The sequence below is a fragment of the Klebsiella sp. C283 genome, from assembly GCF_048822555.1.
GTDB classification, from domain to species: domain Bacteria; phylum Pseudomonadota; class Gammaproteobacteria; order Enterobacterales; family Enterobacteriaceae; genus Klebsiella; species Klebsiella quasipneumoniae.
On sequence record NZ_JBMEZS010000006.1, the window covers coordinates 309,437 to 321,862 of the forward strand.

Annotated in this window: 9 protein-coding genes; 4 read left to right on the forward strand and 5 right to left on the reverse strand. The window is 58.7% G+C overall.

Going from position 1 to position 12,426, the window contains the following annotated elements; translation table 11 throughout:
- Positions 1-4: 4 nt before the first annotated feature.
- The gene (malT, locus tag ACOI7Z_RS14185) at positions 5-2,710 is read right to left on the reverse strand and encodes an HTH-type transcriptional regulator MalT (RefSeq protein WP_065883149.1); all 2,706 of its coding nucleotides are present in this window, start codon (positions 2,708-2,710) and stop codon (positions 5-7) included.
- Between the two features lie 624 nt (positions 2,711-3,334).
- Here malT and malP point away from each other — a divergent pair.
- Complete coding sequence (gene malP / locus ACOI7Z_RS14190) at positions 3,335-5,725, forward strand: maltodextrin phosphorylase (RefSeq protein ID WP_023291209.1); 2,391 nt, start codon at positions 3,335-3,337, stop codon at positions 5,723-5,725.
- A gap of 10 nt (positions 5,726-5,735) precedes the next feature.
- Complete coding sequence (gene malQ / locus ACOI7Z_RS14195) at positions 5,736-7,829, forward strand: 4-alpha-glucanotransferase (protein WP_087848951.1); 2,094 nt, start codon at positions 5,736-5,738, stop codon at positions 7,827-7,829.
- A gap of 102 nt (positions 7,830-7,931) precedes the next feature.
- Here malQ and gntT read toward each other — a convergent pair whose 3' ends face one another.
- From gntT to gntX, 3 genes are all read right to left on the reverse strand, one after another.
- Complete coding sequence (gene gntT / locus ACOI7Z_RS14200; protein ID WP_008806999.1) at positions 7,932-9,248, reverse strand: gluconate transporter; 1,317 nt, start codon at positions 9,246-9,248, stop codon at positions 7,932-7,934.
- A 336-nt stretch (positions 9,249-9,584) separates the two neighbouring features.
- Positions 9,585-10,160, reverse strand: coding sequence for a Fe-S biogenesis protein NfuA (gene nfuA, locus ACOI7Z_RS14205; protein WP_004202143.1), 576 nt, complete (start codon positions 10,158-10,160; stop codon positions 9,585-9,587).
- 58 nt (positions 10,161-10,218) lie between these two features.
- The gene (gntX, locus tag ACOI7Z_RS14210) at positions 10,219-10,893 is read right to left on the reverse strand and encodes a DNA utilization protein GntX (protein ID WP_065883147.1); all 675 of its coding nucleotides are present in this window, start codon (positions 10,891-10,893) and stop codon (positions 10,219-10,221) included.
- A gap of 39 nt (positions 10,894-10,932) precedes the next feature.
- Here gntX and bioH point away from each other — a divergent pair, with 39 nt between their 5' ends.
- Entirely contained in the window at positions 10,933-11,706 is a 774-nt protein-coding gene (gene bioH / locus ACOI7Z_RS14215) for a pimeloyl-ACP methyl ester esterase BioH (protein WP_023291206.1), read from the forward strand.
- Positions 11,707-11,826: 120 nt separating this feature from the next.
- Positions 11,827-12,096, forward strand: a complete 270-nt coding sequence (locus ACOI7Z_RS14220; protein WP_004202149.1) for a YdgH/BhsA/McbA-like domain containing protein — start codon at positions 11,827-11,829, stop codon at positions 12,094-12,096.
- An 86-nt stretch (positions 12,097-12,182) separates the two neighbouring features.
- Here the strand turns inward: ACOI7Z_RS14220 and feoC are convergent, their stop codons facing one another.
- The gene (gene feoC, locus ACOI7Z_RS14225; RefSeq protein ID WP_004202151.1) at positions 12,183-12,422 is read right to left on the reverse strand and encodes a [Fe-S]-dependent transcriptional repressor FeoC; all 240 of its coding nucleotides are present in this window, start codon (positions 12,420-12,422) and stop codon (positions 12,183-12,185) included.
- Between the last annotated feature and the right edge of the window lie 4 nt (positions 12,423-12,426).

A 12,426-nucleotide genomic window follows, 5' to 3' on the forward strand; every position in this document is an offset into this window, starting at 1 on the left:
GTCGTCAGACGCCGTATCCCATCATCTTAAGCAACTGCTGGGCATGCTGCACCGCGTCCTGACGGTGGGCGACGCCCAGTTTCTGATACAGGTTGCGAATATGGGTCTTGATGGTGGTGGCCGCCACGTCAAGCTCGCCGGCAATCTGCTCGTTGCTGTAGCCGGAATAGATTAAGCCAAGCACCTGCCATTCGCGCTGGGTCAGCGGGCTGGTGCGGATAAGCTCCGGCACCTCGGGGTGATTCAGCAGCCGCTCGACGAACCCTTCGTCAAAGTGGGCGAATTTGTGGCGATGATGCTGGTTGATGTCGCGCAGAATACGCTGGGCGCGATGCTGCTCCAGCTCCGGCAGGGTGTTCAACTGGATCAGCTGGCGCAGCTGCTGGGCCATCGCCTCGCCTTCAATCACAAAGTGGTTGATAAAGCCGGTGCGGTTGGCGAGCGTCAGGGCTTCCAGCAGGGCTTTCTGCGCTTCGCTCTTGCGTCCTGCCTGCCAGTACAGCTGGTTGAGCAGCAGCAGGTTGCGGTTGAGATCGCTCATCAAACGCAGTGAGCGCGCATTTTCGTTCAGCTCTTCCAGCACCATTTCCGCCGGTTCGAAATCGCCCAGCAGGATCTGCGCGCGGGCAATATTGCGCCACTGGCTCTGCAGGAAGTGGTTATTGGCGAATTCCGGCTTCGGCGTCTGGCGCAGCCAGTTGGCCGCCGCGGTTTTATCGCCGGTCATCTGCCAGTAGATCACCCGCACCTTGTCGGCGTTGGAGACCCAGTCGCTGTGGTAGTGACCGTTACCGAGCAGGTTTTCCAGCCGGTTCAGGTGGCTACGGGCATTATCCAGATCGCCGCGCGCCAGCGAGCATTGTACCATCAGCGCCAGGCACTGCAGCTGCTGCTGCGGTTGATAAGTTGAGAGAACCGCCATCCCCTGGCGGGCGCAGGCTTCAGCCTCGTCGAGGCGCGCCCATGCCCACAGCAGCTGAGAGCGGATGCGCAGCAGGAACTCATGCATCGGCAACTGCTCAAGATGCTGTTCGCGTACCAGATGGAAGGCTTTCTCCTGGCTCTCCCAGGCGGCCTGCAGGAAGCCCTGGGCGAACAGAATTTCGCTTTGCTGAATGATGCTCCACAGGGCGTAATGCCAGACGTCGTGACGGCGGGCCATCTGTTCGGTCTGCTGCATCACGGCGAGAGATTTGGTCAGTTTCCCCTTACAGTGGAGGACTTCGCCATGTACTGAGGTGGCGACGATGCGGCTGTAATAGTTGGCCAGCGGCAGCTCTTCCAGCGCCACCATCGACAGACGTTCCGCTTCGTCCTGATCGCCGTCGTTAATCGCCACCTGCGCGCGCAGGGCGTTGAAGTCGCCATGCATCGCGATATCCATTTCGACGCTCATCTCCTGCTCGGCGCGCGCCAGCAGGGTGTTGACTTCGCTGTAGCGATGCTGGCTCTGCATCAGCCAGGCCTGCAGCAGGATCAGGCGCGGATTTTCCAGCAAATTTGACCAGGGCAGCGCCGACAGCGACTGCTCCAGCAGACCCAGTTCGCTATGGTTAAACATGCCCCAGGCGTGATTGAGCAAGATATCGCGCAGCATTTTGGCATCGCCGGCCGCCAGCGCATGGTGGATGGCCTCGCTGGGGAAGCCTTGCGCCATCCAACTCTCCGCCGCGGCGCGGTGGATCTCCGGCAGTTCAACCGCCAGCTCCCACTGACAGCGCTGGCGCAGGAAACTGCCAAACAGCGGGTGATAGCGGAACCATTCGCCGGAATCATCCATCCGCTGCAGGAACAGCCCCTGACGTTCGATCTCCTCCAGCTGCATCTGGCCATTCTCTTCGCCGGTGACGCGCACGATTAACGCGTCGTTCATTGAGCGCAGCAGAGAGCTCTTCAGCAAAAAGTTGCGCGTGCGGGCGTCGACGTTATCCAGCACTTCATCCACCAGATAATCCGACAGATGGCTGGCGTTAATCCCGGCGAGGCGACGGGCGGAGTGTTGGGCGGAGGAGTTATTCTGGCGGGCGGAGAGGGCGATGAGCTGCAGCGCGGTGGCCCACCCGGCGACGTCGTCGCACAGCCGACTGCTGTCGTCGGCTTCGATAGGCGACGTCAGACGACAGTCGAAAAATTGTTTCGCTTCCTGGTGGGTAAAGGCCAGCTGCTGGCTGCCAATCTCCAGCAGCTGATCGCGGACGCGCAGGTTGGCAATACCCAGCTGCGGCAGGTTCCGCGACAGGACCACGAGGGTCATATTCTCCGGCTGATGGCGCAGGAAAAAGCGCATCGCGTCATGGATCACCGGATTATTGATCAGGTGATAATCATCAATGACGAGGTACAGCGGGCGCTGCCAGTCGGCGAGTTCAATAAACAGCTGCGCAAAAAGAGAGGAGAGGCTGGCGTACTGGCGCTTTTGCACCATCGCTTCACTGGCCGCGCAGTGGTTGCCGGTGGCCTGCTGGATCGCCGCGATCAGATAGCTGGCAAAACGCTCCTGCTGGTTGTCGCCTTCGTCCAGCGAAAACCACCCAAGATCGTTTTTACCTGCGGCCCACTGAGAAATGAGCGTTGTTTTACCGTACCCGGCAGGACTGGTGATCAGCACGAGACGATAATTGTTCGCGCCGGAAAGTTTCGCCAGTAAACGCTCACGAACCACGGTGTGTTCAAGGCGGACCGGACGACTTAATTTGGACGGAATCAACATAGTTCTACATTTCGCTGTGCAAGAGAGAGGTTGCGATTTTTTTTGCGCTTCGTAATTAATATCTAATAAGGTCGGTGATTATGAAATTTATTGCAAGTTATGTCCGAAGTTTATGCTCTTGAATTTGCTCTATGTCACAAATTTCGACATTGGTTGCGAATGGGTAAAAATCGCAGGCAGGACTCGTCCTCAGCGGTTTTTAGCCGGCAGCTGGCGGAGCGGGGAGAGATTTATTTTATATCGGGAGTAGTTGTTTGTTTTTATTAAATTATTGTCAGTGATTTCTTAGAAGTAATCTTTTTTGCGGATTAATGTGATGAAATGTGCTTATTTTCCCGGAGGTCGCAATTCATTTTTTTAATAACCAGGCGAAAGGCGGGAAGCGTTTTGCCGCGTAGTGGCCTGTAACAAATTTTTACCCTGCACAGGTGACATCTCGACTGTCATACAGCGGTGATTTTTACAGCATATTTTGGCCTTCTCACCCACACTATAGTGGCCAGGATCACACTTTTCGCTCATCCCCGGTACTCCTCCCTGTCTAATCCCCGTCGGGATGAGGACGATGAATCGGGAGGTCGGCACACTAGCGCCATCGTTTTAGTAAAGGACCCGGATCTCATTATGTCACAGACTTCATTTAACAAAGCTCAGTTTCAGGCTGCACTGACGCGTCAGTGGCAGCGTTTTGGTTTACAGTCCGCTTCCGAGATGACGCAGCGTCAATGGTGGCGCGCCGTCAGCGGAGCGCTGGCGGAACTTCTGTCGGCGCAGCCGGTGGCAAAACCAGCGCAAGGACAACGTCACGTTAACTACATCTCGATGGAGTTTCTGATTGGTCGCCTGACCGGCAACAACCTGCTCAACCTGGGCTGGTACGAGGGCGTGAGCGACGCGCTGAAAGGCTATGACGTCAACCTCACCGATCTGCTGGAAGAAGAGACCGACCCGGCGCTGGGTAACGGCGGCCTGGGCCGTCTGGCAGCCTGCTTCCTCGACTCCATGGCGACCGTGGGGCAGTCGGCGACCGGCTACGGCCTCAATTACCAGTATGGTCTGTTCCGCCAATCCTTTGACGATGGCCAGCAGAAGGAAGCCCCGGACGACTGGGGTCGCAGCAGCTACCCGTGGTTCCGCCATAACGAGGCGCTGGATGTCCAGGTCGGCATCGGCGGCAAAGTCAGCAAAAACGGCGAATGGCAGCCGGCGTTCGTCATTACCGGCGAAGCCTGGGATCTGCCGGTGCTCGGCTATCGCAACAACGTCGCCCAGCCGCTGCGTCTGTGGCAGGCCAAACACGCCCATCCGTTTAACCTGACCAAATTCAACGACGGCGATTTCCTGCGCGCCGAGCAGCAGGGCATCGACGCGGAAAAACTGACTAAGGTGCTGTACCCGAACGACAACCATCAGGCCGGTAAAAAACTGCGCCTGATGCAGCAGTACTTCCAGTGCGCCTGCTCAGTGGCCGATATCCTGCGTCGTCATCATCTGGCAGGTCGCAAGCTGGCCGAGCTGGCGGATTACGAAGTGATCCAGCTGAACGATACGCACCCGACCATCGCCATCCCGGAACTGCTGCGCGTGCTGATCGACGAACACCAGCTGAGCTGGGACGACGCCTGGGCGATCACCAGCAAAACCTTTGCTTACACCAACCATACCCTGATGCCGGAAGCGCTGGAGTGCTGGGATGAGAAGCTGGTGAAAGCGCTGCTGCCGCGCCATATGCAGATCATCAACGCGATTAACGACAAATTTAAACTGCTGGTGGACAAAACCTGGCCGGGCGATAAGCAGGTCTGGGCGAAACTGGCGGTGGTGCATGACAAGCAGGTGCGGATGGCCAACATGTGCGTGGTGGGCGGTTTTGCCGTCAACGGCGTGGCGGCGCTGCACTCGGACCTGGTGGTGAAAGATCTGTTCCCGGAATATAACCAGCTGTGGCCGAACAAATTCCATAACGTGACCAACGGCATCACGCCGCGCCGCTGGATCAAGCAGTGCAACCCGGCGCTGGCCACGCTGCTGGATGAGACGCTGAAAAAAGAGTGGGCCAATGACCTCGACCAGCTGATCAATCTGGAAAAATACGCTGACGATGCGGCATTCCGTCAGACTTATCGCGATATCAAGCAGGCCAACAAAGTTCATCTGGCTGAGTTTGTGAAGCAACGTACCGGGATTGAGATCAACCCGCAGGCGATTTTCGACATTCAGATCAAACGTCTGCACGAGTACAAGCGTCAGCACCTCAACCTGCTGCATATCCTTGCGCTGTACAAAGAGATCCGCGAAAACCCGCAGGCCGACCGCGTTCCGCGCGTCTTCCTGTTCGGCGCGAAAGCGGCGCCGGGCTACTATCTGGCGAAAAACATTATTTTTGCCATCAACAAGGTAGCGGAAGCGATCAACAACGACCCGAAAGTCGGCGATAAGCTGAAAGTGGTCTTCCTGCCGGACTATTGTGTATCGGCTGCAGAAAAACTGATCCCGGCGGCGGATATCTCCGAGCAGATCTCCACCGCGGGCAAAGAAGCCTCTGGCACCGGCAACATGAAGCTGGCGCTGAACGGCGCGCTGACCGTCGGGACGCTGGATGGCGCCAACGTGGAAATCGCCGAGCAGGTCGGTGAAGAGAACATCTTTATCTTCGGCCATACGGTAGAAGAAGTGAAAGCCCTGAAAGCAAAAGGCTACGATCCGCTGAAATGGCGTAAAAAAGACAAACTGCTCGATGCAGTGCTTAAGGAGCTGGAGAACGGCACCTATAGCAACGGCGATAAGCATGCCTTCGACCAGATGCTGCATAGTCTGCTGCAGGGCGGCGACCCGTACCTGGTGCTGGCCGATTTCGAGGCCTACGTGGCGGCGCAAAAACGGGTAGATGAGCTGTATCGCGACCAGGAGGCCTGGACCCGCGCGACAATCCTCAACACTGCGCGCTGCGGCATGTTCAGCTCCGACCGCTCGATCCGCGATTATCAGCAACGTATCTGGCAGGCGAAACGCTAAAGGAAGGCCTATGGAGAGTAAACGCCTCGATAATGCCGCGCTGGCGGCGGGCATCAGCCCCAGCTATATCAACGCGCACGGCAAGCCGCAGTCTATCGCGGCTGCCACCAAACAGCGTCTGCTGGATGCGATGCATCGCTCAACCGCCGCCACGAAAGTGGCGGTTAACCCGCTGCCGAACGTGAAGATCTTCACCCACGGCAAAAAAATGTCGCTGCCGGTGGCAGGACGCGGTGAGTATCAGTGGATCCTGACCACTGAGGACGGTAAGCAGTATCAGGGTAAAACCCGCGGCGGCGAGACGCTGCCACTGCCGGCCAGACTGCCGGAGGGGTATCACTCCCTGACGCTGACCCAGGAGGGGGAGCGCTGGCACTGCCGGACCATCGTCGCCCCGGCCCGCTGCTATGAGCCGCAGCCGCTGAAAGAGGGGAAAAAGCTGTGGGGCACCTGCGTGCAGCTGTATACCCTGCGTTCGGAGAAAAACTGGGGGATCGGCGATTTTGGCGATCTGCGCGCCATGCTCCCGGAAATCGCCCGCCGCGGCGGGTCGTTTATTGGCCTCAACCCGATCCATGCCCTCTATCCGGCGAACCCGGAGAGCGCCAGTCCGTATAGCCCGTCTTCACGGCGCTGGCTGAACGTCATCTACATCGACGTCAACGCGGTTGAAGATTTCCAGCGTAGCGAAGAGGCGCAGGCGTGGTGGCAGTCCGCTGCGACCCAGCAGGCCTTGCAGGCGGCGCGGCAAACGGATGATGTGGATTACACCGCCGTCACCACGCTGAAAATGACCGCGCTGCGTATGGCGTGGAAACGATTCTCCCGTCGTGAAGATGAACAGATGACGGCGTTCCGCGAGTTTGTTCTGCGCGAAGGGGAAAGCCTCTACTGGCAGGCCGCTTTCGATGCGCTGCACGCCTGGCAGGTTCAACAGGACCCGCTGCGCTGGGGCTGGCCGGCCTGGCCGAAGGCCTTTCAGGATATCGACAGCCCGGAGGTGAAAGCCTTCTGCGTCGAGCATGAGGACGACGTCAGTTTCTATCTCTGGCTGCAGTGGCTGGCCTGGAGCCAGTTTGCCGCCTGCTGGGAAACCAGCCAGCGCGACGGGATGCCGATCGGCCTCTACCGCGATCTGGCGGTGGGCGTCGCCGAAGGCGGGTCGGAGACCTGGTGCGACCGTGAGCTGTACTGTCTGAAAGCGTCCGTGGGCGCGCCGCCGGATATTCTGGGCCCGCTGGGCCAGAACTGGGGCCTACCGCCGATGGATCCGCATATTATTGCCGCTCGCGCCTATGAGCCGTTTATCGACCTGCTGCGCGCCAATATGCAGAACTGCGGCGCGCTGCGTATCGATCACGTGATGTCGGTGCTGCGTCTGTGGTGGATCCCCTATGGTGAAACCGCCGACCATGGCGCTTACGTTCAGTATCCCGTCGACGACCTGCTGTCGCTTCTGGCGCTGGAAAGCCAGCGTCATCGCTGCATGGTGATCGGCGAAGATCTGGGCACGGTACCGGTGGAGATCGTCAGCAAGTTACGCAACAGCGGCGTCTATTCGTATAAGGTGCTCTATTTTGAGAGTGATGCAGAGAAAACGTTCCGCGCGCCGGCGCTGTACCCGGAGCAATCAATGGCTGTGGCGACGACGCACGACCTGCCCACCCTCCGCGGCTACTGGGAAAGCGGCGATCTGACGTTAGGCAAAGCGCTGGGTCTCTATCCTGATGAGGTGGTGCTGCGCGGGCTGTACCAGGACCGTGAGCTGGCGAAGCAAGGGCTGCTGGATGCGCTGCATAAGTACGGCTGTCTGCCCAAGCGTGCCGGCCATAAGGCCTCCCTGATGAGCATGACGGGGATCCTCAACCGGGGGATGCAACGTTATATTGCCGACAGCAACAGCGCCCTGCTGGGCCTGCAGCCGGAAGACTGGCTGGAGATGGCGTCGCCGGTCAATATTCCGGGCACCAGCACTGAGTACCCGAACTGGCGCCGGAAGCTGTCCGTCACCCTTGAGCAGATGTTTGCCGATGAACAAGTCAATAAGCTGATTAAGGATCTGGATAAACGGCGCAAAGCGGCGAGCAAAAAAGCCGCCTCCTGATGACTCCCCGCCGCGCGCACCTCAGCGCGGCGAAGAGTATGTCCGATAAAAAAGGCCGGTCCGCATGATGCGGACCGGCCTTTTTCTATGGCGGGAGTAACCTTACACCACCATCCCCAGCAGCAGACAGCCTACCAGGCCGCAGACCGAGATAATGGTTTCCAGCACCGACCAGGACCTGATGGTCTCGCCGATGGTCAGGTTAAAGTACTCTTTGAACAGCCAGAAGCCCGGATCGTTCACGTGGGAGAAGATAACGCTGCCGGAGCCGACCGCGATAACCATCAGCTCCGGGCTGACGCCGGTGGTAGCGATCAGCGGCGCGGCGATCCCGCCCGCGGTGATGGCGGCAACGGTCGCCGAACCCAGCGCGATACGCAGCACCGCGGCGATGGACCAGGCCATAAACAGCGGAGACATATTCGATTCGTGCATGATAGAAGCGATATATTTATCCATGCCGCTATCCACCAGCACCTGTTTGAAGGCGCCGCCGCCGCCGATGATCAACAGCATCATGGCGATGATTTTAATCGAAGAGGTCAGGGTATCGTTGATCTGCTCCATGGAGCGGCCGCGGTTCAAACCGAAGGTGAACAGCGCGATCAGTACCGCAATCAGGGTGGCCATGACCGGGTCGCCGAAGAACTCGGCAATCGGCAGGAAGGCGTGGCCCTTCGGCAGGATCATCTCGGCAACGGCGCGCATCGCCATCAGGATCACCGGAACCAGCGAGGTCCAGACGCTGACGCCAAAGCCAGGCATCTCTTCTTCAGTGAACACTTTCGGGTTATGCAGGCCTTCCGGGATCGGCTTATCAATGCCTTTCAGGAATCGGGCGAAAACCGGGCCGGCGAGAATAACCGTCGGGATAGCCAGAATGGTGCCGTAGAGCAGCGTTTTACCCATATCGGCGTGGAAGATGGTGGCGATCGCGGTCGGACCCGGGTGCGGCGGCAGGAAGCCATGGGTGACGGAGAGCGCGGCGGCCATCGGTACGCCGACGTACAGCAGCGGAATACGGGCCGAGGCGGCGATGGTAAACACCAGCGGCAGCATCAGCACGAAGCCCACCTCATAGAACAGGGCGAAACCGACGGTGAAGCCGGTCAGGACCACGGCCCATTGAATATGCTTCTTACCGAATTTATTGATAAGCGTGGTGGCGATACGCTGAGCGCCGCCGCAGTCTGCCAGCAGCTTACCGAGCATAGCGCCGAAGCCCATGATCAGCGCGAGGCTGCCAAGGGTACCGCCGACGCCGTTCTTGATGGAGACGATCACTTTATCCAGCGGCATACCCTGCATTAATCCGACGGCGAGCGCCACCAGAACCAGCGCAATGAAGCCGTTCATTTTGAAACGGATCATTAACAGCAATAACAGGGCAACCCCGATAGCAACGATGATTAATGGCATGATTTACCTGGCCTTAATTTGTTATGGGTAACGTCAAAGTTTCAACCTTTACAACATTCGCTCCGTCAGGGAGCAAAATAGTCTGGCACCGTAAACGCTTGCATTATCCTTACCCAGAGAAAGGATAGCTGGCTATTTTTTTGCCGGTGGCGCCTGAAGGGGATGATACGGGTAACATGTGAGGGTTGAGAATCACCTGGCGGGGGAAAATGTTAAATATGAGACTTAAGTCATACTCTTTCCCCGGTTTTTGCCGGTCGTTTAGCGGGAGATGTTGCGCGGTAACACAGAAAGGAGAAAGGAGAGCCGGCGACAGGCTGCCGCCGGAGGGAAGGCTTAGTAGTAGGAGTGCTCGCCGCGCTGGTGCTCGGTCAGATCGCGAACCCCTTTCAGCTCCGGAAACTCGTTCAGCAGCTGTTTTTCAATACCTTCTTTCAGGGTCACGTCGACCATCGAGCAGCCGTTGCATCCGCCGCCGAACTGCAGGATAGCCAGACCGTCGTCGGTGATCTCCATCAGCGACACGCGGCCGCCGTGCCCGGCCAGCTGCGGGTTAATCTGCGACTGCAGCAGGTACTCGACGCGCTCCATCAGCGGGGCATCGTCAGCGACTTTGCGCATTTTGGCGTTCGGCGCTTTCAGGGTCAGCTGCGAGCCAAGCTGGTCGGTGACGAAATCAATTTCAGCGTCTTCCAGATAGGGCGCGCTGAGCTCATCGACATAGGCGGTCAGCTGTTCAAATTTCAGCGCCGTGTCGGTGTCTTCCACCGCATCCGGTGGGCAGTAGGATACGCCGCACTCAGCGTTTGGGGTGCCGGGATTAATCACAAATACGCGAATTTGCGTCCCTTCTTCCTGATTTGCCAGCAGTTTGGCAAAGTGCGCTTGTGCAGCATCGGAAATACGGATCATAGCGTTGGCCTAATAGTTGACTATTTTACTGGGTTATAATACGCCCATCAGCGGGGGTCTACAAGGTACGGCATACACACCATACCTGAACCGTCGCGGCGCCGTTTCGCAAAAGCAGGCGGGATATCTCGGCGACGGTGCTGCCGGTCGTGACGACATCATCCACCAGAGCGATATGGAGTCCCTGCACGGCAAATTCAAGCTGAAAGGCATTTTTCAGGTTCTGCCTGCGCAGGCGGGCATTAAGCGAATGCTGCACGGCGCCCGCTCGCTGGCGCGTCAGGCCGTCGCGACGCCAGACGCACCCACGCCAGCGGGCTAACGGTCGGCACAGCTCATCGCACTGATTATAACCCCGGCGCCAGCGGCGGCGATGCCCCAGCGGCACGCCGACCAGCGCGTCTACCGGCGGCAAATCGTCACGCTGTTTAAGGCGCAGCAGCAGCAGGCGCGCCAGGGCGGGGCCCAGTTCCGGACGATGGTGAAACTTCAGCTGCCGCACCAGATCGCTCAGCGGCGGACAATAGTCATTGACCGCTACCATCCGATGCCAGGGAGGCGGCTTTTGCAGGCAGCGGCCGCAGGGATGCCGGGACATTGCCGACGGCAGGCCGCACTGCGGGCAGAGCGGGGGGCAGGCGAGCAGGGCGCGGCTGCAGCGAGAGCAGATCCCCCAGCGGGCGACCGCCAGCGGCATTTGGCATAGCCAGCATAAGCTGTGTGCTGTTAGCATATTTGGCCTTCTGTCCAGTAAAAAAGAGAACGGTAACGGATGAACGACATCTGGTGGCAAACAATCGGCGAAGGTGATTGTCATCTTGTGCTGCTGCACGGTTGGGGGCTGAACGCTCAGGTCTGGGATTGCATCACGCCGCAGCTGGCTTCGCATTTTACCCTTCACCTGGTGGACCTGCCGGGCTATGGCCGTAGCGGCGGGTTTGGGGCGATGTCGCTGGAGGCGATGGCGCAGCGGGTGCTGGAGCAGGCTCCGCCTCAGGCGGTGTGGCTGGGCTGGAGCCTGGGCGGGCTGGTGGCCAGCCAGATAGCGATAAGGTGCCCGCAACGGGTGCAGGCGCTGGTAACGGTCGCCTCTTCCCCCTGTTTCGCGGCCCATGAGGACTGGCCGGGCATCAAGCCGGAGGTGCTGGCCGGATTTCAGCAGCAGCTGAGCGAGGATTTCCAGCGTACCGTCGAGCGGTTCCTCGCCCTGCAAACCATGGGAACGGAGAGCGCTCGTCAGGATGCGCGGGCGTTAAAGCAGGCGGTGCTCTCGCTGCCGATGCCTTCCGCTGAGGCGCTGAACGGCGGTCTGGAGATCCTCAGAACCGTCGATCTGCGTCAGGCGCTGGTCGGACTGCCGATGCCGTTTCTGCGGCTGTACGGTCGGCTGGACGGGCTGGTGCCGCGCAAGATTGTCCCGCTGCTGGATAAGCTATGGCCGGATAGTGAGTCAATTCTCTTTGACAAGGCAGCGCATGCGCCGTTTGTTTCCCATCCCGCGGCCTTCTGCGAGCCGCTGCTGGCGTTGAAAAAACGGCTGGGGTAATTTTTTTTGCCGCGCCATGGTAAAAGGGCCATTCACAGCAATACTTAGGTTGTTACGGTGGTTGATTATTTCATTCCGCCACCGTGACCTAAAATAACAACCTAATGGAGAGTAGAGGCTATGAAACTTGTTACAGGAATGGTTGCATCTCTGGTGATTGGCTGTCTGTCTTTTGGCGCATTCGCAGCGAAAGAGATCCAAAAAGAGGACGTGGCGAAGATGAATCTGACCAAGGTCGGCAGCATCACGACCTCAAGGACGACCTCGCCGATGGACGCCCGACGCGATCTGTCGAAAAAAGCCGATGAGCTGGGTGGAAAATACTTTGTGGTGATTGCCGGGCAGAAAAACGAAAAAACCGTTCACGCTAACGCTGACGTGTATAAATAATCCAGTCATAAAAACGGGCCTGCTGGCCCGTTTTTCTCTGCTGTCGCACTCGTTTTATCCCGTGGCGCTGGCAGGCCTTACTCCCTTCATCGCAGCGCCCACCACTCCTGCTGGCACGCCGCTTTCCCTTCAGGACAGCTTTTACAGCTGCCGGAGAGACAGCCCTCGCTGGTTTCGCTGATCCGTACCACCTTACCCATGGCTTCCATGCGTTCGAGCATGGCGTCAATCAGCGGCTGAGGCGTCCGCAGGCGGGCGCTGAGCTGTTTCGCCTCCATGCGGCCCTGCAGGGCCAGCATATCGCGGACTTCCATTAACGACGCCACAGAT

Bases quoted from the DNA above. Each gene is read 5' to 3' on its own strand.
- malT (WP_065883149.1), bottom strand. From the start codon at position 2,710: ATGTTGATTCCGTCCAAATTAAGTCGTCCGGTCCGCCTTGAACACACC.
- malP (WP_023291209.1), top strand. From the start codon at position 3,335: ATGTCACAGACTTCATTTAACAAAGCTCAGTTTCAGGCTGCACTGACG.
- malQ (WP_087848951.1), top strand. From the start codon at position 5,736: ATGGAGAGTAAACGCCTCGATAATGCCGCGCTGGCGGCGGGCATCAGC.
- gntT (WP_008806999.1), bottom strand. From the start codon at position 9,248: ATGCCATTAATCATCGTTGCTATCGGGGTTGCCCTGTTATTGCTGTTA.
- nfuA (WP_004202143.1), bottom strand. From the start codon at position 10,160: ATGATCCGTATTTCCGATGCTGCACAAGCGCACTTTGCCAAACTGCTG.
- gntX (WP_065883147.1), bottom strand. From the start codon at position 10,893: ATGCTAACAGCACACAGCTTATGCTGGCTATGCCAAATGCCGCTGGCG.
- bioH (WP_023291206.1), top strand. From the start codon at position 10,933: ATGAACGACATCTGGTGGCAAACAATCGGCGAAGGTGATTGTCATCTT.
- ACOI7Z_RS14220 (WP_004202149.1), top strand. From the start codon at position 11,827: ATGAAACTTGTTACAGGAATGGTTGCATCTCTGGTGATTGGCTGTCTG.